This window comes from Hydrogenophaga sp. PAMC20947, assembly GCF_004795855.1.
Lineage (GTDB): Bacteria > Pseudomonadota > Gammaproteobacteria > Burkholderiales > Burkholderiaceae_C > Hydrogenophaga.
In genome coordinates this window covers 2,775,258-2,799,241 of the sequence record NZ_CP039252.1, presented here as the reverse complement: position 1 = coordinate 2,799,241, position 23,984 = coordinate 2,775,258, and the positions used below count along the sequence as shown (strand labels likewise).

21 protein-coding genes are annotated in these 23,984 nt (G+C 63.7%); 7 read left to right on the top strand and 14 right to left on the bottom strand.

Annotated features, from left to right (window positions below):
* The first annotated feature begins 90 nt into the window (after positions 1-90).
* The 5 genes from flgJ to queC all read left to right on the top strand — a co-directional run bounded on the left by flgJ (position 91) and on the right by queC (position 6,395).
* A complete protein-coding gene (gene flgJ, locus E5678_RS12635) occupies positions 91-981 on the top strand; it encodes a flagellar assembly peptidoglycan hydrolase FlgJ (protein ID WP_136180767.1) in 891 nt (296 codons plus the stop codon).
* Between the two features lie 138 nt (positions 982-1,119).
* Positions 1,120-3,030 (top strand): flagellar hook-associated protein FlgK, encoded by a 1,911-nt coding sequence (flgK, locus tag E5678_RS12630; protein ID WP_136178848.1) that lies wholly within the window; start codon positions 1,120-1,122, stop codon positions 3,028-3,030.
* A gap of 21 nt (positions 3,031-3,051) precedes the next feature.
* Positions 3,052-4,266, top strand: a complete 1,215-nt coding sequence (gene flgL, locus E5678_RS12625) for a flagellar hook-associated protein FlgL (protein ID WP_136178847.1) — start codon at positions 3,052-3,054, stop codon at positions 4,264-4,266.
* Between the two features lie 65 nt (positions 4,267-4,331).
* On the top strand, positions 4,332-5,576 hold the full coding sequence (locus E5678_RS12620; protein WP_136178846.1) for an HDOD domain-containing protein: 1,245 nt from the start codon (positions 4,332-4,334) through the stop codon (positions 5,574-5,576).
* A 42-nt stretch (positions 5,577-5,618) separates the two neighbouring features.
* On the top strand, positions 5,619-6,395 hold the full coding sequence (gene queC / locus E5678_RS12615) for a 7-cyano-7-deazaguanine synthase QueC (RefSeq protein WP_136178845.1): 777 nt from the start codon (positions 5,619-5,621) through the stop codon (positions 6,393-6,395).
* 56 nt (positions 6,396-6,451) lie between these two features.
* Here the strand turns inward: queC and E5678_RS12610 are convergent, their stop codons facing one another.
* The 6 genes from E5678_RS12610 to xopAW all read right to left on the bottom strand — a co-directional run bounded on the left by E5678_RS12610 (position 6,452) and on the right by xopAW (position 10,711).
* Entirely contained in the window at positions 6,452-7,519 is a 1,068-nt protein-coding gene (locus E5678_RS12610; RefSeq protein ID WP_247596768.1) for an alcohol dehydrogenase family protein, read from the bottom strand.
* A 37-nt stretch (positions 7,520-7,556) separates the two neighbouring features.
* Positions 7,557-8,246 (bottom strand): arsenical resistance protein ArsH, encoded by a 690-nt coding sequence (gene arsH, locus E5678_RS12605; protein WP_136180765.1) that lies wholly within the window; start codon positions 8,244-8,246, stop codon positions 7,557-7,559.
* Between the two features lie 37 nt (positions 8,247-8,283).
* Positions 8,284-8,712 carry an arsenate reductase (glutaredoxin) gene (gene arsC / locus E5678_RS12600; protein WP_136178844.1) on the bottom strand — a complete coding sequence of 143 codons (429 nt, stop codon included), beginning with the start codon at positions 8,710-8,712 and terminating at the stop codon, positions 8,284-8,286.
* A complete protein-coding gene (locus E5678_RS22465; protein WP_210731908.1) occupies positions 8,705-8,950 on the bottom strand; it encodes a hypothetical protein in 246 nt (81 codons plus the stop codon). The genes arsC and E5678_RS22465 overlap by 8 nt, the downstream gene beginning before the upstream one ends.
* A 20-nt stretch (positions 8,951-8,970) precedes the next feature.
* The gene (locus E5678_RS12595; RefSeq protein WP_136178843.1) at positions 8,971-9,318 is read right to left on the bottom strand and encodes a metalloregulator ArsR/SmtB family transcription factor; all 348 of its coding nucleotides are present in this window, start codon (positions 9,316-9,318) and stop codon (positions 8,971-8,973) included.
* 538 nt (positions 9,319-9,856) lie between these two features.
* Entirely contained in the window at positions 9,857-10,711 is an 855-nt protein-coding gene (xopAW, locus tag E5678_RS12590; protein ID WP_168708553.1) for a XopAW family type III secretion system calcium-binding effector, read from the bottom strand.
* A 264-nt stretch (positions 10,712-10,975) separates the two neighbouring features.
* Between xopAW and E5678_RS12585 the strand changes: the two genes are divergently transcribed.
* Together E5678_RS12585 and E5678_RS12580 are read left to right on the top strand one after the other, a co-directional pair.
* On the top strand, positions 10,976-11,716 hold the full coding sequence (locus E5678_RS12585) for a response regulator transcription factor (RefSeq protein WP_136178841.1): 741 nt from the start codon (positions 10,976-10,978) through the stop codon (positions 11,714-11,716).
* Positions 11,713-12,792 carry an ATP-binding protein gene (locus E5678_RS12580; RefSeq protein WP_136178840.1) on the top strand — a complete coding sequence of 360 codons (1,080 nt, stop codon included), beginning with the start codon at positions 11,713-11,715 and terminating at the stop codon, positions 12,790-12,792. Before E5678_RS12585 ends, E5678_RS12580 begins: the two co-directional genes overlap by 4 nt.
* A 22-nt stretch (positions 12,793-12,814) precedes the next feature.
* Here E5678_RS12580 and E5678_RS12575 read toward each other — a convergent pair whose 3' ends face one another.
* The 8 genes from E5678_RS12575 to gspL form a co-directional block, all read right to left on the bottom strand.
* Positions 12,815-14,575 (bottom strand): ABC transporter ATP-binding protein/permease, encoded by a 1,761-nt coding sequence (locus tag E5678_RS12575; protein WP_136178839.1) that lies wholly within the window; start codon positions 14,573-14,575, stop codon positions 12,815-12,817.
* 344 nt (positions 14,576-14,919) lie between these two features.
* Positions 14,920-15,813, bottom strand: coding sequence for a 5'-nucleotidase (locus tag E5678_RS12570; protein WP_136178838.1), 894 nt, complete (start codon positions 15,811-15,813; stop codon positions 14,920-14,922).
* A 666-nt stretch (positions 15,814-16,479) separates the two neighbouring features.
* A complete protein-coding gene (gene gspF, locus E5678_RS12565; RefSeq protein ID WP_136178837.1) occupies positions 16,480-17,706 on the bottom strand; it encodes a type II secretion system inner membrane protein GspF in 1,227 nt (408 codons plus the stop codon).
* 1 nt (position 17,707) lies between these two features.
* Positions 17,708-19,150 carry a type II secretion system ATPase GspE gene (gene gspE / locus E5678_RS12560; protein WP_136178836.1) on the bottom strand — a complete coding sequence of 481 codons (1,443 nt, stop codon included), beginning with the start codon at positions 19,148-19,150 and terminating at the stop codon, positions 17,708-17,710.
* A gap of 15 nt (positions 19,151-19,165) precedes the next feature.
* Positions 19,166-21,331 carry a type II secretion system secretin GspD gene (gspD, locus tag E5678_RS12555; RefSeq protein ID WP_136178835.1) on the bottom strand — a complete coding sequence of 722 codons (2,166 nt, stop codon included), beginning with the start codon at positions 21,329-21,331 and terminating at the stop codon, positions 19,166-19,168.
* A gap of 35 nt (positions 21,332-21,366) precedes the next feature.
* On the bottom strand, positions 21,367-22,137 hold the full coding sequence (gene gspN, locus E5678_RS12550) for a type II secretion system protein N (RefSeq protein ID WP_247596767.1): 771 nt from the start codon (positions 22,135-22,137) through the stop codon (positions 21,367-21,369).
* Positions 22,138-22,160: 23 nt separating this feature from the next.
* Positions 22,161-22,721: a type II secretion system protein GspM gene (gene gspM / locus E5678_RS12545; RefSeq protein WP_136178833.1), complete on the bottom strand. Its 561-nt coding sequence runs from the start codon at positions 22,719-22,721 to the stop codon at positions 22,161-22,163.
* Entirely contained in the window at positions 22,718-23,959 is a 1,242-nt protein-coding gene (gspL, locus tag E5678_RS12540; protein WP_136178832.1) for a type II secretion system protein GspL, read from the bottom strand. The genes gspM and gspL overlap by 4 nt, the downstream gene beginning before the upstream one ends.
* Between the last annotated feature and the right edge of the window lie 25 nt (positions 23,960-23,984).

Sequence of the window (23,984 nt, the reverse complement as noted above, 5' to 3'; positions counted from 1 at the left end):
GCATATCACGGGCATGCTGCGTGTTGAGGCGGTTTCGAATCGTCGCGCATCCATGCCGCTCGGGAGGGCCTGGGTGTGAACACCGTTTCGATGGGCATGCAGCAGGCCTTGTCGGCCGATCCTTCTTCGCTGAACGGTCTGAAATACCAGGCCAGTAAATCGGGCGACGATGGCAAGGCTGCGCTCAAACAGGCGGCCAAGCAATTTGAAGCCTTGTTCATGCGCGAAGTGATCAAGAGCATGCGCGAAGCGACGATGAAGTCGGGCATTCTGGAAGGCCAGGGCAGCAGCCTGGGCAATGATTTGCTCGACCAGCAGTTTGCGGTGCAGATGTCGGGCCTCCCTGGGGGCTTGTCGGGCGCCATTGAGCGCCAGCTCAGCCAGCAAATCACGGATCAAGGGGGCAAGGCGGGTGACGCGGGTGACGCGGTCAAAGCCCCTTCGGCCAAGATGTCAGAAGCGCCCTGGGTCTCAGGCGGTAGCACCGTCTCGCGCGCTTCGGGCAATTCGCGTCAGGCGGGTTTCGTGAACCAGCACAGCCAGGCGGCTGAAGCGGTGTCGCGGGATTCGGGTATTCCTGCGAGCTACATGATTGGGCAAGCTGGCCACGAGACCGGTTGGGGCAAGAGCGAAATCCGCCATGCCGATGGGGCGCCATCGTTCAACCTGTTCGGTATCAAAGCCACCGGTGGGTGGAAAGGCAAGGTCGCCGAAGTGCGGACCACCGAGTACAGCAACGGAACGCCCCACAAGACCACGGCCAAGTTCCGGGCCTACGATTCCTACGAAGACGCTTTCCGCGATTACGCGAAGCTGATCAGCAAGAGCCCGCGGTACGACCAGGTGATGGATCAGCTGGACTCGGTGCAAGGGTTCACCACCGGGTTGCAAAAGGCCGGTTACGCCACCGATCCGCGCTATGCGGCCAAGCTCAGCCAGGCCATCAACACGACCCTGAGCCTGCAACGGAGTTCGCTATGAGCACCGCTTTCGCCGTTTCTCACGCTGAATTTGGCAATGCTTCACGGACCCGCAGGCGTCCGGTTTTGCAGGTGTTGCCGGTGGTGTTGATGGCATTGTGGCGGCGAGAGCTTGCGCCTGGAAACGAGGAACGTTGAAATGACCTCTTCACTGAGCATTGGCGCCGGCGCCCTCACCACCAACCTGGCGGCCTTGCAGGTCATTGGCAACAACATTGCCAATGTGAACACCTCGGGTTACTCTCGGCAAACGGTGCAGACCCAGTCGGCGGGCTACCAGACGCTGGGTGGCATGTATTTCGGAAAAGGCGTCGAGCTGTCCAGTGTGACGCGTTCGCACAGTGCCTACCTGACCCGGGAAGCCCAAGTGGCCAGCTCCGTGGCGGCTGCCGACAGCGAACGCTATACGCGCATGAGCCAGCTGGAGTCGCTGTTCCCGATTGGTGAAGAGGGCTTGGGAGCGGCCGTCAACTCCATGCTCAACGCCTGGAACGATGTGGCGTCCTCGCCATCTGATCTGTCGGCCCGTGTGGTGGCGATCTCGCGTGGCGATGATCTGGCCGCTCGCATGCGCGACACGGCAACGCAGCTCGATACCATGGTCAACAGTGGCCGCCTTCAGGCCAAAACTTCGGTTGACAACATCAACCGCCTTGCTTCCGACATCGCCAAACTCAACCAGAAGGTGATTGAAAACCAGGGCAACCAGGGGCAGCCCAACGATTTGCTCGATCAGCGCGACGCTGCGCTTGCCGAGCTCAGCCAATACGTGCAGATCAGCACCGTGTCTGCCGACGACGGCAGTGTCAGCGTGTTTGTGGGCGGCAGCCAGCCGCTGGTCCTGGGGCAGAGTGCAAACAAGCTCCAGGTGGTGGCCGACAACACCGACCCTGCCCAGATCCAGATCAATTTTGTGCAGGGGGGGGTGTCGCACACCATGGCGCATGCTTCGCTGGGAGGCAGCCTGGGCGGCTTGATGGGCTTTCTGAAAGACGATCTGCCCAAGATGGAAAACCTGCTGGGGCGCATGTCGCTGGCGCTCACGACCGAGATGAACACCCAGCACACGCTGGGCGTGGATCTGCAGGGCAATGCGGGTGGCAATTTCTTTGTCCCTGCTGCGCCGGTGGTGGGAACACCTGCGAACACGAACTCGGGTACTGCGCAAATCCACAGTGAAGTGACGGATCCGGCGGCTTTAAAGGCTTCGGACTACAAGGTCAGTTTTGTGGCGAGCGGCGTCACGGTGACCCGCATGTCCGATGGCACGACTTCGTCATTTGCCAGCCTGCCGGCCGAGGTTGACGGATTGAGCTTCCAGCTCGACTCGGGCGCCGGCGCCGTGGGCGACAGCTTCAAGGTGCGTCCCTTTTCTGCGGCTGCACGCAACATGCAGCTCGCCATCGGAGCGCCCAACCAACTGGCGGTGGGCAGCCCAGTGATGGTGACCCCCGGCACGGGCAACACCGGTGGCATGACCATTGAAAAGCTCTACGCGGTGGAGCCTTCCGCCAACCTGACCGATCCGGTCACGATCACTTTCCTTGCAGACGGTAGCTTCACAGCCACCGGCCTCGGGCCGGGCAATCCCCCGCCCGACAACGCCGCGCTCTCAAGCTACAACTACACACCCGGGCAGCCCTTGCAGTTCAACGGCTGGAGCCTGACCCTGCGAGGTTCGCCCACGGCCGGGGAAAGCTTCACCGTGACCGCGTCGCCCGCTGGAGGAAACAGCCAGAACGGGGGCAATGCAGAAGCGGTATTGGCCTTGCGCGATTTGGCCACCTTTGATGGCGTTTCGCTCAGCGATGGCTATGGCGCTTTGCTTTCGCACCTGGGTACCCAGGTGCAGAGCGCGAAATTCTCAGCCAGCTATTCGGCGCAAGTTGCGTCCAATACCGAGGCGGCGCGTTCGTCGGTTTCTGGTGTCAACCTGGACGAGGAAGCAGCCCGGTTGTTGCAGTACCAGCAGGCTTACCAGGCGTCGGCCAAATTCCTGCAAATTGCCCAGAGCACGTTTGACACCCTGATGCAATCTGTGGGTCGCTGATTCAGCGAATGAGAGGACACCATGAGAGTCGCCACCGCCAACAGTTATGACAACACCATCGGTAATCTGAGCAAGCGCCAGTCGGATCTGGTGGACCAGCAAAACCGCATCTCGACCGGTAAACGCGTGCTAAAGGCCAGCGATGATCCGGTCTCGGCGGTCATGTCCGAGGCGGTGCAAAACCGCTATGCCCGGGTGGAGTCCGACAAACGCGCTCTGGCAAGTTCGCGTGCCAGCCTCACCCAGGCCGAGAGCGCGCTGGGCGAGGCCAATGAGCTCATCCAGGATGTGCGTACGCTGCTGGTGTCGGCGGGCAATGGCTCCTACAGTGACCGGGAGCGGGCCGATATTGCCCTGCAGATCGAGGGCCTGCGCGAGCGCCTGCTCGGCGTAGCCAACCAGCGCGATTCTTCTGGCCGCACCTTGTTTGGCGGGCTGGGTGGTTCGCAGACACCCTTTGTTGAGGTGTACGGTCCCTCCGGGGGCGGCGACGTGCGCTTCGATGGACAGCGCGGGCAGGAAGCCACTGGCAACAACACGCTGCCCCAGTCGCTGGACGGTGAGGCCATCTGGATGCAGGTGCCCAAAGGGAATGGCACCTTTGCTGTTGATCTGGGCGCAGGCAACACCGGCAGTGTGCGCACCGACTCCGGCAAAGTGACCAGTCCCACGGCCTTGACTGGCCAAAACTACAACCTAACGTTTGCCGATGTCGGTGGCGTGATGCAGTTCAGCGTGACCAACACCACGACTGGTGCGCCGGTGGCTGGCATGATCGGTGTGCCTTATGTGGCAGGCAGTGCCATTGAATTCGATGGCATGTCGCTTGTGGTGAGTGGAGCGCCACAAGACTTAGACTCCATCGCTGTGGCGACGCCCACGTCCCCAACCGATATCTTCAAAGTCATGCAGAACGCTATTGATGCGTTGCGGTCAACCGGCAATGGCGCGTCGCGCACCCATGTGATCGACCGCGCCATGGGCGAAATCGATGCCAGCCTGGATCGCAATTCGCAGGCACGGAGCCAGACCGGCGCCTGGCTCAACCGGGCTGATGCCACCGAGGCTTTGCTCACCGGTCGCGCGGTTGCGCACAAAACCGAGCAGTCCAACCTTGAAGATCTCGACATGATCCAGGGCATTTCCGATTTCCAGAACAAGCAGACTGCCCTGGAGGTCGCCTTGCAGTCCTACGCCAAGATTCAGAACCTGTCCTTGTTCCAGTACATCAGCTAGGGCCTGTGAACACTATTCTCACCCCATTCGCACTTGGAACAAACAGTGTTCACAGGCCTTAAACCATGAGCAAAAGCGTACTGGACAGTGTGGCCATGGCTTACCAGCCGGTCTGGAACCGGCGCCGCCGGCTCGCCGCCGTTCGGGTGGGCGTGCTCGAAACCCGGCCGGCATCGGTGGACGCCGCCCATGTGATGCAGGTCCTGGGAGAGGATTGGCCCGCAGGCGCACCGTTGCTGATCGTTTCTTTTCAGTCACCCGATTTGCAGTGGCAGGCCACGCGCTGCCCGCCGGTCCACCATACCTGGATTGAGTTGGGCCCCGAGCCTTTCACCGAACCGGGCCGCTTGGCAGCGCTTGCCGTGGCGGTCCGTGGTGGCCATCAGCTGTTGCGGCGATTGCCCCTGGCCGATATGCATGGCGAAGTGATTGCTCCGCTGGGCGTGCGCAGCCTTTTGCAACCCAGCGCGGCCGAATCACTGGAAGCTTTGCAGTCGTGCGCGGCCGATGGAACGCCTGTGCCCGGTCGCACCAGCCCCATGCTGGCGGGTCAGTTGTACGAAGGCATTGGCGGGCGCTTGCTGGCCGATCATTGCCTGGACGCAGCGGGGGCGTGGGGCGTTTCGGGCTGGCCAGAAGACGATGTGCTGCACGCCTGGCGTGACAAGCCCATGGGCTGTGATGCGGTCATCATCCTGCAATGCCGCAAGGCCATCCAGGAGGATTGTTCGCTGGAGCAACTGGAACGGTTCGTGCGGCAAGACCCGGTGCTGGTCTACCGGTTGCTGGCGCTGGTCAATTCGGCGGCCATGGGCCTGCGCCGAGAGATCGATTCGTTGCGCCACGCCATCATGATGCTGGGCTTGACAGCGCTGGGCCAGTGGCTGAGTGAGCAGCTGCACGGCAGCGAAACCGACAACGCCTTGCACCCCGTGCGCTACGCTCAGGTTTTGCGCTCGCGTCTGGCACAACACCTGCTGGACTCGGGCTCTGACGAAGACCTGCGGGCCGAGGTGTACTTCACCTCGCTGCTGAGCCAGATGGACCGGTTGCTGCATGAACCGCTGGGTCCGGTGCTGCACCGGGTCCCGCTGCCGGGGCGCACGATGGACGCCTTGTTGCGCCAGGACGGCCCCTACCACGGCCTGCTGGAAGTGTCCCGGGCGCAAAGCAGCATCGAGCGCCTGCACCACCTGCCTGCGCTCTGTGCCGAACATGAAATCTCTCTGGAACAGGCCAACCGGGCATTGCTGCGCATGCTGGCCACCAGTCGAGATGTCGAACCGATCCCCGCGCACCACCGCGGTTGAGAGCCTGCGCGCAGGTCCATCGTGGCGCGCTACCATCGCGCTATGTCCGACGCTCTCACGCCCCCTTCCTCCGTCCCCCTGCGCCCGTCCGCCATCCCACACCACACCAGTGCGCTGGTGCTGTTCTCGGGCGGCCAGGATTCCACCACATGCCTGGCTCAGGCCTTGGCGCGTTATCCGCGCGTAGAGACCTTGGGCTTTGACTACGGTCAGCGCCACAGCGTGGAGATGACCGCTCGGCTGCAGGTGCTGGGTGAATTGCGAGGCCGGTTCCCGGACTGGTCCACCCGCCTGGGGGAGGACCATGTGCTGGATCTGGCCGTGCTCGGCAAGGTCAGCGAAACCTCGCTCACCCGGGACATGGCGTTTCGCATGGAGGAAAGCGGCCTGCCCAACACCTTTGTGCCGGGCCGCAACCTGCTGTTTTTGACGCTCGCCGCCGCGCTGGCTTACCGGCGCGGTATTCAAGTGATCATCACCGGTGTGTGCGAAACGGATTTCTCCGGGTACCCTGATTGCCGCGACGACACCATGAAGGCGTTGCAGGTCGCGCTGTCGCTGGGCATGGACCACCGTTTCCTGATCGACACCCCCCTCATGTGGATCGACAAAGCCGCCACCTGGCGGCTGGCTCACGATGTGGGCGCGGCTTCAGGCGTCGAAGGCGGAGGACAACAGCTGGTGGATTTGATCGTGGAGCACACCCACACCTGCTACCTCGGCGACCGGGAACACCGCCATGCCTGGGGCTATGGATGTGGCACCTGCCCCGCGTGCGAGTTGCGGGCGCGGGGCTGGGTGGGGTTTGTCGGGGGTTGACCTGTGCTGCCGGGGATGGTGCTCTGAAACCAACGGCTGCGGTGGCCCGAGCGAATTCAGGGGTGGCTGGCGATGTCCAGCACCAGCTTCCCAATGTGAGCCTTCGTTTCGAACTGGGTCTGCGCTTCCCGAATGTGGTCCAGGGGAAACGTCTGCGCCACCAGCGGCTGGATGTCGCCCGACTCGATGCGGCGCACCAGGTTGGCGAACACGGTCTCGCCCAGCACCGTGCAACCGAACAGGCTCAGGTCTTTGAGGTAGAGCGTGCGCACATCGAGTTCGACCATCGGGCCAGCGATGGCGCCTGCGGTGGCGTATCGGCCGAAAGGCTTGAGCACGTCCAGCAAGCTGGGCCACTGGGCGCCTGCCACGAGGTCGATCACCACGGTGACACTGTTTTTGCCCAGCGCCTTCACCATGTCATCGTTGCGGTCCAGCGCTTGCCTGGCGCCGAGGGCCAGCAAGGCGTCGGCTTTGGTCGGCGAGGTGACGGCGATCACCTGGGCTCCCCGGGCTTTCGCCAGTTGAATCGCGGCCGAGCCCACGCCGCCTGAAGCGCCTGTGATCAGCACCACATCGTTGGCGCCCACGTTCGCTCGGGTGAGCATGTTTTCAGCGGTGGAGTAGGAGCAGGGGAACGAAGCCAGCTCCACGTCGCTGAGCGGGCTGTTGATGGCATGGGCGTGGCGCGCGGCCACCACCGTGTATTCCGCAAAACCGCCGTCGCACTCGGAGCCGAAATACCAGGGCTGCTCCAAAGCTTTTCCATTCGCCTCCTGAAGGCAGGGCTCGATCAGCACCCGTTTGTTCAACAGCGCAGGGTCAACTTCAGCCCCCACGGCCACCACCTCGCCACAGACGTCCGCGCCCTGGATGCGTGGAAACTTCAAGCCTTCGCCGTTCCAGCCCGCGTCGCTGCTGTCGCCTTCGGATTTGGCGTACCAGCCGATGCGGGTGTTGAGATCGGTGTTGTTCACGCCCGCGGCGCGCACCCGGATCAGCACGTCGCGCGGCCCTGGGGTGGGCACGGGGATGTTGTCGCGGATCGCGAGCTGGTCCAGGCCACCGTGGCCGGTGAGCTGGACGCCCTTCATGTGGGTGGGAATGGTTTTCGTGTTTTGCAAAATGGGATGTGCAGGTGGTTGGTTTGTAAAAAATGGATCAGCGGCTGGGCGCGTGGTTCACGCGTTTGCTCAATTCAGCGGCGCTTTCTTTGCGCTCGCTGTACCGGTCAACCAGATAGGGCGACACGTCTCGCGTGAGCAGGGTGAATTTCACCAGCTCTTCCATCACGTCCACCACCCGGTCGTGGTACGCCGAGGGCTTCATGCGGCCGTCTTCCTCGAATTCCAGGAAGGCCTTGGCCACCGAGCTCTGGTTGGGGATGGTGAGCATGCGCATCCATCGGCCGAGTATGCGCATCTGGTTCACCGCATTGAACGATTGCGATCCACCGCTGACCTCCATCACCGCCAGCGTCTTGCCCTGGGTGGGGCGCACGGCACCCACGCTCAGCGGGATCCAGTCAATCTGGCTCTTCAGAATACCGGTCATGGCGCCATGGCGCTCGGGTGAGGTCCACACCATGCCTTCGCTCCAGGCGGCGAGCGCTCGCAACTCGGCCACCTTGGCGTGGGTGTCAGGCGCGGCGTCGGGCTGGGGCAGTCCGGCCGGGTCGAAGATGCGGGTCTCGGCGCCCATGGCTTGCAGCAGGCGGGCGGCTTCGAGTGTGAGCAATTTGCTGTAAGAGCGCTCGCGCAGCGAACCGTACAGCAGCAAGATGCGCGGTGCGTGGGTAGACGGTGCGGCGGGGCGCAGGTGCGCAGGTGAAGGGGCCCGAAAATTCGCCATGTCCAGCGGTGAGTGTTCGAGCAAGGCGGGGCGCGGATCAGACATTCGACGCCTTCCCTGGCTCAACCACTTCACCGTCTTCTTTGGTGAATCCGCCTTGCAGCTCGTTGGGCAGGAGGTCGAGCACCGCTTCAGAGGGGCGGCAAAGCTTGGCCCCTTTGGCCGTGACCACCACAGGACGGTTCATCAGGATGGGGTGGGCTTCGATCTGGTCAATCAGCTGGGCGTCGGTCCAGTGTGCGGCACCCAAGCCCAGTTCTTCGTAGGGTGTGCCTTTCTGGCGCAGCAGATCGCGCACAGGCATGCCGAGTTGTTGGACCAGGACTTGGAGTTGTTCGGCCTTCAGCGGCGTCTTCAGGTATTCGATGACGGTTGGCTCAGCTCCGCTGTTTCGGATCATGGCGAGCACATTGCGCGAAGTGCCGCATTGGGGGTTGTGGTAAATCGTGATGCTGGTATCAGACATGGTGGGAAATCTCTTGTTGGGGGTCGGGTTTTGATGAAATCGGGGTGCCAGCACAGAACCAGCGGAACACGCCTGGGGAAATGGCCGCGCTCGCCAGGGGTTCGCCAGCGAATCCGGGCACGCCGATGGAGCCTACGGCGAAAAACGTGCTGGTCAAGTTGCGGGGGGTCGTGACCGGCGGGTGGGCGAACGAGGGGGATGCGTTGGCCGTGTTGTGGGCGCCCACGGTGGTGGACACCGGGCATGGGGCTGGGCTGTTCAGGCATGAGGATGCACCAGGGTGTCGGTCGGGCAGGCGGTGCGGCTGACGAGTGCGCAGGCATCGCCCTGACAGCAGTGGGATGCCAGGTACGCCATCAGGTCGTTCATGACCGCATAGCCCGCGCTGTAGCGCACCTGCCGGCCGTCGGGCTGGCGGATCAGGAGGCCCGCGGCGGTGAGTTCTTTCAAATGAAAGCTGAGCCCCGAGGGCGCCAGCGCCAGTTGATCGGCAATGGCTCCTGCGGGCAAGCCGGCGGGACCGGCCTGCACCAGCAGCCTGAACACCGCCAGGCGGGCCTCGTGGGCCAAGGCACTCAGTGCCGATACAGCTTGGTGGGAATGCATTATTTTATTAATTCATGAAATGATGAAGTAATTGTAGCCATCCAGGAACATGGCCAGTGCGGCAGGCACAATGCCCGGCTGAAAACCCTGTGATGCCCAAGCGCATCCAACCCAAGTGCAGGCCAGCTGGCAGGCTGTTGACGAAAGAACTCGCCATGGGTCTTGATGCATGGCGGGCGCATATCGAGGCGCTTGAGAGAGCGCTGCCCCTCCCGGTGTGTGCCCTGTACCCGCAAGCGTCTCGAGCAGCAGCTGCAGCGCGATCTCCACGAGGAGGATCGTTCGGGTACCCCGCACGACCGGCCCACCGTGTTCCGTTGGCGGGCCCCTTTCACCCTAGCGCCGACAGGGATCTCAGGCGGTTTTGAGCTCACCCGCCTCAGCAATCCGTGTGTGCTGTGGACGTTTCAGTCTCACCAGATCGAGGCCGACCCGGCGTTGCCGCCCTGGGACACACACCGTAGCTCGATCTGGCGCCAAGCACCGAATGGCTGGCAACGGCCACAACACCAGGGCACGCCGGCAGCGCCAGGTCAGGTCACACCGCTTCGCTGAAGAGGCTGCTGACGGCGTTTTGGCCGCTGCCACTGATCTGCTCGTACAGTTGCTGCGCCATTTTGGCAATCTCAGCGTTGATGCCACTGCTCCCCTCGCCGCTGGCCTGGGACTCAACCAGATCATCCAGCGCGCCGGCCAGGCGCTCCATTTCCGACACCGTGCCGTCCTCGTTGGTGTCCAGCGCGTCGTAGGTGGTGGAGCTGCTGCTCCCGGACGCGCCGCCCACCCCACCCGGACCGCCGGGGCCCCCGGGCCCGCCTGGTCCACCGCCGGGTGGGGGCCCCCCCGCACCGCTTGGGCCGCCAGCGCCAGGCGGCCCTTCGGGTCGGCCCGCATCAAATTCGGCCATTGAGAGGTTGCCGTCGCCGTCGCTGTCCAGCGCAGCGAGCTTGTCGCTGACGTCTTCGCCGGTCTGGCTGGACATCTGTTCGGTGAGGGTTTTCAACTCGTCGCTGTTCAGTGATCCGTCACCGTTGGCGTCGGCTGTGTTGAAGAGCACTTCGCCCGGGCCGCCGTCGCTGCTGCTGCTACTGCGTGACTGCGCAAACTCCATGGTTGAGGGGGGCGGTGGCATGAAGCTGTTCATGCCTTCGCCCAACTCGGCGCTCGACAGGCTGCCGTTGCCATCGCTGTCCATCTTTCCCATCAGTTCGGTGGCGTCGCCCGCCTGGGTGCCTGAGGTCTGGCTGATTTTGCTCAGCATGGTGCTGAGCTCGGATTTGTCGATGCCGCCGCTGCCATCGCTGTCGGTCTTGGCGAACATCTTGGCTTGATGCTGGCTGCGTGCATTACTGGCCGTGGCCCAGGCATTGCTGGTACCGCTGACGCTGCTCATGGTGTGTTTCCTTTCAGGAAGGTGGTAGGGAGCCACCCGCCAGACAGGGTCCTGGGGCAGCAAGTCCATTGTTGGTCGCCTGTGTATGCCCAGCTTTTCAGCTCTGTATCAAGGTGGATACACAAGCCAGGGCAAGGCGCAGGAATGGCCGTGGTTTCCCCCTTATCTCCCTGCGCTTGTTGCGAGGCCCTTTCATAAACTGCTGTGAAGGCGTGTCCCAGCTCCCCGCTGGTGCCCCCATTCACCCCACGAAGAACCGCCCCGATGAACCCAAGGCCCTCCATCCTGTTGGTCGATGACGACCAGGAGATCACCGAACTCCTGAGCGCCTATCTGGCTCGCTTCCAGTTTGACGTCCACTGCGCTTGCGACGCGACCTCCATGTGGGCGCAGCTGGAGGCTCACACGGTGGATCTGGTGGTGCTGGATGTGATGCTGCCTGGTACCGATGGGCTCAGCCTGGCCAGGCACATTCGCTCACAGTCCCGCCTGCCGGTCATCATGCTCACGGCCCGTGTGAGCACCCTGGACAGGGTGCTGGGTTTAGAGAGCGGCGCTGACGATTACATGAGCAAACCGTTCGAGCCCCGTGAACTGGTGGCCCGCATCCAGTCGGTTCTTCGCCGGGCCCAGGGCGCAGTCGATCTGCCCACCACGTTGGCCTCCAGCGACGTGGTTTGCTTCGACGGCTGGGAGCTGCACCGCGAAGAACGCACCGTGGTCTCGCCCTCGGGTTTGGTCGCGGCCTTGTCCAACGCCGAATTCCGCCTGCTCAATACCTTCCTGCAAAAGCCCCGTCGCTTGCTCAGCCGTGATCAGCTCATGGAACACGCCCGCGGTCGCGCCATGGACGCGTTTGAGCGCAGCATCGACCTGTTGGTCTCGCGCCTGCGTCACAAACTCGCCGATCAGTCCAGCGAGTCGTCCCTGATCAAAACCGTGCGCGGCGCAGGCTACATGTTCAATGCCCAGTCGGTGCAGGCCAGGGTCGGGTGGCGCACATGAGCGCGCTGGCACAACGCCTGCACAAGGGCTGGAACCGTTTCTGGCCAGACACCCTGTTTTCGCGTCTGGCGCTCTTGCTGGTGGTGGTGGCGATAGCCAGCCATGCGATGGCCTTGGCGCTGATGTTCGAGTTGCGCCCTGACCACCCGCCGCCTCCACCCCCGCCCGGCATGCATCTGCAGCCCCCACCGCCCCACCAGCCTCCGCTGCACGGCTTGGTGCTGGATATCGTGGTGCGGCTGGGCGCCGTGATTCTCGCGGCGTGGGTCGGTGCACGCTGGCTCTCTGCCCCGCTGCGCCGCCTGGCCCGGTCCACCCAGGCCATGGCTTCCAACATTCACGCAGCCCCCTTGGCGCTGGTGGGCACTCGGGAGTGCCGGGAGGCCGGCGCCGTGATCAACCAGTTGCAGCAACACATCCTGACCCAGCTCGAAGAGCGCGACCAGTTTGTTGCTGCCGTCTCCCACGATCTGCGCACGCCGCTCACGCGCCTGGCGCTTCGGGTGGAGTCGCTCACCCACGAGGGTGACCGCCAAGGGTTCGGCAAGGACATCCGTGAGATGGACAACATGATCCGTTCCACGCTGGACTACCTGTGTGGCACCGCTGATGCTGAACCTGCGGTGATGCTCGATCTGGGTTCCTTGGTCGACAGCATCGTGGCTGACCGCCAGGACATGGGGCAACAGGTCACCCGGTTTGGCCGTTTTGAGTCCGATGTCAGTGGCCCGCCCATCCGGCTGAAGGCTCAGCTGTCGGCCATGCGCCGGAGCATCGACAACCTGGTTGATAACGCGATGTTCTATGGTGGCTCGGCCGAGGTCGGCGTGATTGACAACGGACCCGATGTGCGTGTGTTTGTGCTGGACTCAGGGCCCGGCATCCCCGAAGAGGCGATGGCCCAGGTGGTGCTCCCGTTTGTGCGCCTTGAAGGTTCACGCAACCGCCACACCGGTGGTGTGGGCCTGGGGTTGGCGGCGGTGAACGACATGGCGCGCCGCCATGGGGGCCACTTGCTGCTCAGCAACCGCAACCCGGGTGGCGGCCTGCAGGCCGAGCTGGTGTTTCCCCGCTAAGACTTCCATGTTCAGTGGGCGTTCAGGCCGCGTTCAAACGGAACGCCGCGGGCCCATTGGCATCGGCCTCCAGTGTCCACTGCCGCTCATGAAAGGCCGCCACCGCTGGCCGGTGGGCGATGGACACCAGGGCGCCATTTGACGCTTCCACCATGTCTTTCAAACGCCCGTAGAGCGTGGCTTCGGCAGCCTCATCCAGTGCACTGGTAGCTTCGTCTACAAACAGCCAACGGGGTTTCTTGAGAAAGGCCCGGGCCATGGCCAGGCGCTGCTGCTCACCACCAGAGAGTTTCTGGCCCCAGGTGTCGGGTGTGTCGAGCTGATCGGCGAGGTGGGGCAGCATCGCATCGCGCAGCGCCTTGCGCAAATCGCCATCGGTGTAGGCCCCTGGCACCTGGGGGTAAGCAAGAGCGTTGCGCAAAGGACCGTTGGGGAAATAGGGTTTCTGGGGCAGGAACATGCCGCGCTCGGTGAAGTCGGCCGGCAGCGTGATCTGGCTGCGGCTCCAGGGCCAGATGCCCGCCAAGGCGCGGAACAAGGTCGATTTGCCACTGCCCGATGGCCCCTTCACCAGCAGGCTGTCACCCGCCTTCACCGCCAACCCTTGCGCTTCCACCAGACTCTGACCGTTGGGGAGCGACAAGCTCACCCGCGCCAACTCCAGGCGGTCGCCCTCACCCACCTGGGGTGTATCCCGTGGCTGGGATTGCAACGCCTGAAAGCTGGCTTCAAAGCTGGTCAGCCGGTCGGTGGTGGCACGCCATTCGGCCAGGCTGCTGTAGTTGTCCACAAACCAGGCCAACGAATCCTGTACCCGGCCAAAAGCAGACGAAATTTGCATCAGCTGGCCCAGCTGGATCGCACCGCTGAAAAAGCGGGGCGCGGCGACGACGAATGGAAACACCACCGCAGCCTGCCCAAACCCGTTGGTGAACCAGATCAGGCGCTTCTGGGCACGGATCAAGGTGAGGTAGTTTCCGAGCACATCGCGAAAGCGTCCGCCGAGCTGCTGTCGCTCCACCGCCTCGCCTTTGTCCAGCGCGATGGACTCGCTGTACTCCCGTACGCGGATCAGGTGGTGGCGAAAGTCGGCCTCCAGACGCTGCTGTTTGAAGTTGAGCGCGATCTGAGGGCGCCCGATGTAGTGGGTGATGACGCTGCCGACCAGACAGTACAGCACCGCCATCCACACCATGAAGCCGGGAATGTTGTAGCTCTCTCCCCGGAAATTGAAACCAAAATCACCCGAGAGCGACCAAAGAATGCCCACAAAACTGACCAAGGTGACCACCGCGTTGAGCAGCCCCATGCTCAGGCTCACGGTGTAGTTGGTGAACAGGTTGGCGTCTTCCGCGATGCGCTGGTCCGGGTTGTCCGGCGGTGCGTTCTCGCTCTTGGAAAACCGCGCCAGCTCCAGCTGGTAAAAGGCTTTGTTGGCCAGCCAACGGGTCAAGTAGTGCTGCGTCAGCCAGTCTCGCCAGTGCATTTGCAGCAGTTGGGTGAGGTAGAAGCGGTAGACCGCAATCACGATGAACGCAAACGCCAGATAGGTGAATCGCCCCAGCTGCTGCCAGAACACCGGTTGGTCCTTGTTTTGCAGCGCATCGTAGAACACCCGGTTCCAGTCGTTGAGCTGCACCAGCATAAAAACGCCCGCCAAATTCAGGGCAATGATGGCCACCAGCAGGCCACGGGCCTTCCACCTTTGTTCGGACTGGAAGTAGGGCAGGGCGAGTTTTGCAACCTGGCCCATGAAGTCACGAAAGGCTTTGAGTTTTGACATGTGGGGAAGGCTTGAAGATGTCGAACGGAGCAGGCAATGAGACAGGGGACACTGGAGAGAAGTTCAATGGTTGTTGACGCCAGGGCCGCTTTCAATCAACCCGCGTCGGGGATGCCTTCAGTGTTCTGGATCAACAAGCAGGAGCCCCCAGAACGCCGTGGAACCGGCTTCGCCGGGCCGCCAGCGTTGCCCCCTTGGGGGGGTGACGGCACAGCCGGCGCGGGGTGTACTCATCGGCAGAGTCAAAGAAGGGAAGTTCACCCAGAACGCCGTGGAACCGGCTTCGCCGGGCCGCCAGCGTTGCCCCCTTGAGGGGGTGACGGCACAGCCGGCGCGGGGGTGGGCTAATTCGACACTCCAGAAGCCACGTGTCCAGAAGGCACGTGCAGCGAAGCGTGCTCTATGTGGCCAGTCTGGTCGTCAAAGAAAAAGTCAGGTTCGAACTCGCGCAGGAACTCGCCCTTGGGCAAGCCACCCAGGAACATGGCTTCGTCCACTTCGATGTTCCAGTCCATCAATGTGCGAATAGCGCGCTCGTGAGCCGGTGCACTGCGGGCGGTGACCAAGGCGGTGCGAACGTGCATGTCGCTCGTGCCTTCCGCTTGCAGGCGGTGCAGCGCCTCCAGCAGTGGCTTGAACGGGCCGCCGGCCAGCGGCTGGGCGGCGTGAGACGCCTCATGGGCCTGAAAAGCTGACAAACCTTCTGCCTGGAACACGCGTTCGGCTTCATCGGAAAACAGGACGGCGTCGCCGTCAAAGGCGATGCGCACTTCGTTGGGGTGTGCATCGCTGGCGTGTACCGATTGCGGATACACCTGCGCGGCTGGCACACCGGCAGCGAGAGCGGCGCGCACGTCGGCCAGATGGGTGGAGAGAAAGAGGTTGGCGCGCAACGGACGCAGGTAGCGCCAGGGTGGCTGACCCCGGGTGAAGCTGCCGCGCTGGATGGGCAATCCGTAGTGCTGCGCTGAGCGGAAGACCCGCATGCCTGACACCGGGTCGTTTCGCGACAGGATCACCACCTCGACCCGCTGTGTCTTGGAGTCGTTGAAGGCCAGCAGTTTTTTCACCAAAGAGAACGCCACGCCGGGTGGCGCAGGGATCTCCAGCCGGTCCAGCTGCATTTGCATGTAGGAGCGGTCGTCGCTCGATTCGAACAGGCGGTTCTCTTCCTCAAAATCGAACAAAGCCCGAGAAGAAATCGCCACCACCAATTGACCGTCCAGCGATGCTGCCATGTTGTCGGAGTGTCCAAGTAAAAAAGTGAAGCGTATCAGTGAACCGGTGTATCCACCCGAAAGAGGATTGTGCTGTGCCATATTCACACGGAGTATGCACGTCAAGGCTGAGAGAAGGCTTAACCAAAACGATCGGAGATCATCCTGATTAGACGGTCAGCCGCCCCCCTTTGAGAGCGTGAAAGCGTGGCCAGCGCAGGGTGAATCAAGGATCGGGGTCATCGAACGGCCGCCCCCCATAACGCCGCGGAACCGGCTTCGCCGGGCCGCCAGCGTTGCCCCCTTGAGGGGGTGACGGCACAGCCGGCGCAGGGGGGAGTACCAACCACCAGGGCCAACGAGAGGAAGCTCCCCAGAACGCCGCGGAACCGACTTCGCCGGGCCGCCAGCGTTGCTCCCTTGAGGGGGTGACGGCACAGCCGGCGCAGGGGGGAGTACCAACCACCAGGGCCAACGAGAGGAAGCTCCCCAGAACGCCGCGGAACCGGCTTCGCCGGGCCGCCAGCGTTGCCCCCTTGAGGGGGTGACGGCGAAGCCGGCGCGGGGTTTACCCATCTGCAGAGTCAAAGAGGGGAAGTCCACCCAGAACGCCGCGGAACCGGCTTCGCCGGGCCGCCAGCGTTGCCCCCTTGAGGGGGTGACGGCGAAGCCGGCGCGGGGGTGGGCCTATTTCACCAATTGATTCAGCTGGATGATGGGCATCAGCACCGCCAGCACAATCAACATCACCACCAGCCCCATGCCCACGATCAGCAAGGGCTCCAGAATGGTGGCCAGGTGCATGGCGCGGCGTTGCACTTCGGCGCTCAGCTGCTTGGCAGCGCGTCCGAGCATGACGGGCAGCTGCCCTGTCTGCTCGCCCAGCCGGGCGAACATGGCGACCAATGGGGGAAAACGTTTCTTGCTGGCCATGGCCGATGCCAGGGGCGCACCCTCGCGAACCAGCACCAAAGCGTCCAGCGCATCTTCGCGCATGGCCTGGTTCGACAGGGTCTCTGCCGCGGTTTGAAGCGACTTGAGAATCGGAACCCCAGCCGCGGCGAGCATGGCCAGGGTGGCGGCAAACCGGGCGGCGTTGTAGCCCCTGGCGAGCTTGCCCACCAATGGCAAACGCAACCAGGCGGCGTCCATGCGCATGCGCAAGGCCGGCTGCTTTCGTGCCACACCAAATCCAACGGCGGCTAACACGATGGCGATCAGCATCAGCCAGCCGTAGTTGCGCACAAAAGCGCTGATGGCCAGCATGGCCACGGTGAGAAAGGGCAGGGCACGTTTGCTGCCAGCGAACACGCCCGCCACCTGGGGCACCACATAACTCACCAGAAACACCACGATCACGATCGCCACCATGGTGACGATGGCGGGGTAGAGTGAGGCCGCGATCAGCTTGTTCTTCAGTGCTTCGCGTTCCTCCAGATCGTCGGCCAGTCGCTCCAGCACGGTGCCGAGCTGGCCGCTTTGCTCGCCGGCCGCGATCACCGAGGTGTAGATGGGGGAGAACTCCCTGGGATGCTGCGCCAACGCGCTGGCAAACGGGGCACCGGCATTCACTTCGCTTCGAAGAGAGGCCACGAGGCGTTGCTGTTGTTCCTTGTCGGCTTCTTCGGCCAGCGCCGCCAATGCGCGCTCCAGCGGGAGTCCCGCTGCGACCAGCCCTGCCAGCTGGCGCGTCCAGACCGCCAAGGTGGTGGCATTGAACACATGACCACCCCACAGCGTCATGTTCAGGCCGCCGCCTTTGCCGCCTTGGGCATTCATGGCGGGTTCGACCAACAGGGGCACAAGGGAGCGTGCCCGCAGCAGTCCGCGTGCAGCCCGGGCCGTGTCGGCGTCGATCAGACCTTTGAGTGTGGCGCCCTTGGCGTCCAGGGCTTCGTAGGCGTAGGCGGGCATGTCAGTCTCGTGTCACGCTCATGACTTCGGCTTCAGAAGTGATGCCGCCTTCGATCAGGCGTTGGCCGTCTTCCCGCATGGAGCGCAAACCCGCCGCTTTGGCTGCGGCGACGAGCTCACTCTCGGCGCTGCGGTTGTGGATGTGGGCGCGGATGGCGTCGTCGGTGACAAGCAACTCGTAGATACCGGTGCGACCTTTGTAGCCGGTCTGGTTGCAATGAGTGCAGCCCACGGGAACCCACCTTCCTTCGGGATCCTGGCGTTTGCAATGCACACACAGTTTGCGCACCAGGCGCTGCGCCATCACACCCAGCAGGCTGCTGGAGAGCAAGAAGGGTTCCACGCCCATGTCGGTGAGCCGGGTAACCGCACTCGGCGCGTCGTTGGTGTGCAGCGTGGCGAGCACCAGGTGGCCGGTGAGTGACGCCTGGATGGCGATTTGCGCGGTTTCGAAATCGCGGATCTCGCCGATCATGATGATGTCGGGATCCTGGCGCAGGATGGCACGCAAAGCCTTGGCAAAATCCAGATCGATTTTGGCGTTGACCTGGGTCTGCCCCACGCCGTGCAGCTCGTACTCGATCGGGTCTTCCACCGTCATGATGTTTTGCACGCTGGCATCCAGCTTTTGCAAGGCAGCGTACAGCGTGGTGGTTTTGCCCGAGCCGGTGGGGCCGGTCACCAGAATGATGCCGTGGGGCTGCTTCACCAGACGCTCGAAGCGCGACAAGACATCGCCCTGCATGCCCACCGCTTCCAGCGTCAATCGGCTCTCGCTCTTGTCGAGCAGACGCAGCACGGCACGCTCGCCATGGGCGCTGGGCAGGGTAGAGACGCGCACGTCCACCGCGCGGGTGCCGATGCGCAGGGAAATGCGGCCGTCTTGTGGCAAGCGCTTTTCCGAAATATCGAGCTCGGCCATGATCTTCAGGCGCGAAATCAGGGCTGCATGCAAGGCGCGGTTGGGCTGCACCACTTCGCGCAGCATGCCGTCGACCCGGAAGCGCACGCTGGACATGCGCTCAAACGGTTCGATGTGGATATCGCTGGCGCCATCGCGTGCGGCCTGCGTCAGCAGCGCGTTCAACATGCGAATGATGGGCGCGTCGTCCGACGTCTCCAGCAAGTCCTCAATCGCCGGCAGCTCCTGCATCATGCGGCTCAGGTCGGCATCGCTCTGCACTTCGCTCACCACGGCAGCCGCGCTGGACTCCCCTTGTGCATAGGCGGCGCTGATGCGCTGGCTCAGCGTGTCGCCCGATTCCCAGACCACCTCACGCACCTCGTGGCGGCGCAGGATCTCAGACAAGGCCGAGAGCTTCTGGGTTTGCAGCGCGGGCGTGGCGGCAGGTGTGTTGCTGCCCATGAGCACCAGGCCTTGGCCGTCGTCTTCCAGCAGCCACAGGTGTTCCCGGGCAAAGGCGTAGGGCAGCGGGTGTTTCATCGTGGTGCTGCAGCCTCAGTTCGCCAGCGGTGTTTCATACGGCAAGAAGGCGGGCGCCGCCGCAGGCACGGGCGCGGCGGCCGGTGCGGCAAGGGGCGCACGCTGGGGGGGCAATACCGGTGCCTCGTTGATCCCGAGGGCGCGGCTGCGCTCAGGCTGGGCGTCTTTTTGCATCGCACGCATCATGTCGTAGCGGTCGAGCGTCAGGGCGTTGGTGGCCCGTGCATCGCGCATGATCACAGGGCGCAAGAACACCATCAGGTTGGTCTTTTTTCGGGAGCGGGATTCGCTTTTGAACAGGTTGCCAAACAGCGGAATATCGCCGAGCCCGGGTACTTTCTCAGCACTGCCGCCGTATTCATCCTGCAGCAGCCCACCGAGCACCACCACACCGCCATCCTCCACCAGCACGGTGGATTCGATGGTGCGCTGTGTGGTGATGAGGCCGGTGGCGGACGTGAGCGACGAAGCCTGGACAGCGCTCACCTCCTGGTAGATGGTCATCTTGATCGTGCCGTTTTCGCTGATCTGTGGCTTGACGCGCAGCGTGATGCCCACGTCTTTGCGTTCGATGGTCTGAAACGGGTTGACCGTACCGGTGGACGAGGTTGTTCCGGTGTTGGTGAATTGCCCTGTGACGAAAGGCACGTTTTGCCCCACCACGATTTTGGCTTCCTGGTTGTCCAGGGTCAGCAGGTTGGGCGTGGACAACACATTGCCCTCGCCGCTGGTTTGCAGGAAGCGCGCCAGCATACCCAGGATATAGACCCCGTTGCGCTGTGTCGCCAGCCCCAGGTTGAAACCCGTGCCCGGCGCTGTGATGCTGGCCGTATCACTCTCAGCGATCGGTATCAGGTTGGTCAGGATGTTGTTGCCGCCGGTTCCGAAGTTGGTGCCCAACAAGCCGACCACACTGTTGCCGATGCTGCCAAGCGGACTCTGCCACTGGATGCCGAATTCGGCTGCTTTGTCGGCGTTGACTTCGGCGATCAGGCTTTCCACATACACCTGGGCGCGGCGCTCGTCGAGTTTGTCGATCACGGCCCGCAATTGGCGGTATTGCGGGTCGGGCGCGGTGATGATCAGCGAGTTGGTCGCGGGGTCGGCCTGGATTTGCCCACCCGTGGACGGGGTTGCTGCGGCAGCCACGGGAGCCGTGGCCTGGTTGGCCGTGGTCGCGCGTGCAGCGGTGGGCGATGCACTCGCAGAGCCACCGCCCGCGGAAGCCGTTGAACCCTCCCCCGCCATTGCCGCACGCAGCGTGGTGGCCAGCGAAGTGGCCTCGGCATTTTTCAGGTACACCACATGGATATTGCCGCTCGCGCTGGCCGAGGTGGGCTGGTCAAGTTTGGTGACCAAGGAACGCACCAGCGCCATGCGCGCCGGGTTGGCCGCGCGCATCACCACCGAGTTGCTGCGTGGCTCTGCCACCACGGTGGTCTTGTACGAAGGGTCCCCGGCCTGGCCTGCTGCTCCCGCTGTGGGTTGGTCGATCAGGCGAGATACCATATTCACCAGATCCGTTGCGATGGCGTATTGCAAGGGAATGACTTCCACGTCGGTCGCGCCCGACACGTCGAGTGCCGCAATGATCCGGCCGATGCGCTGGAGGTTGTCGGCGTAATCGGTGATGACCAGCGAATTGTTGCCCGGATTGACGTTGATGGTGTTGTTGGGTCCGATCAGTGGACGCAGAACCGGCACGAGGTTGTTGGCCGATTCGTGGTTCAGATTGAAGATCTGGGTCACGATCTGGTTGGACGAGGCCAGCTTGCTCACCGGCCCTGCATTGACCGGGTTGCCCTGCAATTTGGCATCAGCTTCCGGCACGATTTTGTACAGACCACCGGTGTCCACCAGGGCAAAACCTTGCAGGCGGAGCGCCGCGCTGAACTGGTTGAGCGCCACGGGCGGAGGCACTGCCTTGTCGGTGGCCAGGCTGACCGTGCCTTTGACGCGCGGGTCCACCACGACATTGCGCCCGCTGATGGTGGCCATGGTCCGGGCCACGGCTTCGATATCGGCATTGACAAAATTCAGCATCACAGGTTCGCGGCCGCCACTTTGAGCCCACGCCAAGGGACTGGTCAACAGGCTCAAGCCCAGGCTGACAGCCAGGGCGAGTGAGCCGAGCGCTGGCGCTCGGTGTCCAGGCCTGGATCGAAAAGGGAGTCGGGTCATGGTGAATTCCTATCGCGTGTTCGGTGAGGTGGGCTTCAGCCCACCTTCAGGATCGAGCGCGGCCCCTGGCGGCGTCCGATGATGTTGAGCAAGTTCTCTAGCGCGTTTTCGCGCCCGGGTGCGGCTTGGGCCTCTCCTTGGAACCGCAGGCGCCCACCGATCCATTGGCCGCTGCCCTGCAGTTGAAGCCCGCCACGCAATGTGGTCAATTGAAGTTGCGCGCTGTTGCCATCGGGTGTTGCCTCCAGGTTGACACGGTAGCTGCCCAGGGGGCGCAAGGTAGACAAGCGCGACGTCATGTCCAGCGCGTCCACGCGCAAGCCGCCTTGCAGTGAGAGCTGGCCGCTGAGCAGCTGCATACTCAATCCGCTTGATTGCACCCCGAGCTGGCCCTCAGGGCGCAAGGTGTTCCAGGGCGTGCCCAAGCCGGTCAGCAACACCGCTGGCCACTGGCTCCCAAAGGCGGCCACCCGCAGTGTGAACCCTTTCCAGGCCGGGATCCATTTGAGATTCACCGGGCGCGGTGAGCAGCACGGCGTTTCCAGTTGCAAGGCGATGGCTGGACGGCCCTCTGCCCACGTCGGTTTGAGGCGCCAGCGCAGTCCCTGGGGCAGTGCGCTTTCGGTGCGGCTCCCTTCGCCCCCCGTGAGCAGCAAATCGCCTTGACCGTGCCAGACGCTGCCCCGGGTGTTGACCAGGCGGACCTGGTCTTTCGTGCCCCACGCCAGCGCAGTGCCCAGCCAGCGGGCGGGCGCAAACAGGGCGGTCGCCAGTGTCAGCCCCAGGAAGGCTGCCAGCCAGGCCATGCGGGTGGTCCAACGATGTGCCATCAGTTGTTGGGCCCCAGTCCGGGGCCTGCGAGTGTGATTTGGCCAGCCCATCCCGCAGAGTTGGGCTGGCGCTGCACCTGCGCCTCGATGGGCAGCAATCGGGCGTTGACACGCACCTGGCTGAGCCATTGGGCCAGGGCTTCGGGTGCCACGCCGCGCAGCGTCAGGATGGCGCGGTCGCCTTGCACCGACACCTGCGCCTCGGCGCCCAGCGCGGCGGTCGCGGTTTCGATGGCAGCCTGAGCCCCGCGGCGCGTGGGTGGCGGCGTGCTGTTTTGAGCGCGCACCTGTTCGGCTGTCGCGGCCATGCGAAGCATTTGTGTCAGTTGCGTATCGACGGCGGCCTGCCGCGCGGGGGCCTGGCGCAAGGTGTTCAGCGCCGGACCCAGCGCGACCCACCAGAGCAGGGCCAACCCCACTGTCCAGGCGGCCATCAACACCGCTTGCCGTTCTCGCGGAGTCATGCCGACCAAGGTGGCGCTCAAACGGTGGCCCAGGCCAGTGGCCGGGTCTTTTCGGGCCGTCAGAGCCGGCGTGTGTTTGCGATTTTTGGGCGTCATGGCTGGTCGGGGGTCAGGCCCAGTTCACTGGCTTCGCGCAAGACCTTCCAGCCGCCACGCTGCAAAGGCTCCTGCAGGGCTGGCCACTGGGCGTCTGCACTGGCGCCAGCGTCAAAATAGGCCGTCTTGCCGTCGTAACGAATCTTCTCGACCACCAGCGGCTGTTCAGCGCCCGCGAGGGCCAGCGCGCTCAACATCGCTTCCAGGTCGTGCATGGCGAGGTGTCCGCCCGCCTGTTGAAGTTGGGTGAGTTCACGCTGCATTTGCATGGGCGCATCGAGCACCAGTCCCACGTTGGGAAACGCCTGTTTCAGCGTCTGTTGTACCGCCGCCTGTTTGTGCGCCAGCGTTCGGCGCTCTTGCCAGGCAGCCGCGTTGACGCCCAGCAATTGCACCGCCACCAGCGCACCCAGGCCCCATCGCGCCGTGCGCCAGGCCGGTGCGCTGCGCCAATCGCGCCAGACCTGGCGCCAGCGTTGGCCACGTCGGGCTGACGTTGACAGGCGCAGATCAAATTGCGCAAGGTTCCAGGTGGACTGCGCGCAGCGCAGCAGCCAGTCGGTTTGCGCAACGAGCTCGAATCGCTGATCCATGATCTCTTCGGCCTGGGCTGCCGTGCCGGGTTCGCTCATCCAGCGGGCCGGCGCAGCGCTTTCTGTGCTGGCAGGCTGCAGCAGGGCAGTGGGGTCGGCGGCAGAACTCAAGGGCACGCAACACACGCCCAGCTCGCTGGCACTGGCCAACCATGGTTGGCCCGATTGAAGGTGAGCCCAGTGCGTGACACCGGGCTCGGAAGAAGGCTCCGCTCCGGCTGGCGCCAATGGCCAGAGTGATGGGACGATGCGCGACGCGGGGTGACCGGCTTCTTCGAGGGTTTGCAGCCAGCCCCGCAGCCAAGCCTTGTGACAGGCCGCAACCCAGACGGTTTGTCCGGACCTTGCCCCTGGCGGCAAGGCGAAATGCAGGTCGGCGCAGTCGTTGAGCAACTGCTCCTCCAGCAGACCGTCCAGCACAGCCCGCAGCCGGTTCGCCGGGACCTTGGGCAAATCGACCCGGTGCCAGGACACGGCCAATGGCGGCAACACCAGAACAACATCCTGGTCGGCGGGCAGCAGGCCAGGCGCACAGGTGCCTTGGTCGTCCAACTGCTGCCCGTTGGGCGAGCTCGCCCAGTCCAGGGCCGCTGAAGGCGTGCCGGCGCTGGCGAGCGAAAAAGCGGAAGGGGTCAGGATCAGCACAGAGGTCTTGCAGGGTGTGGGGTGG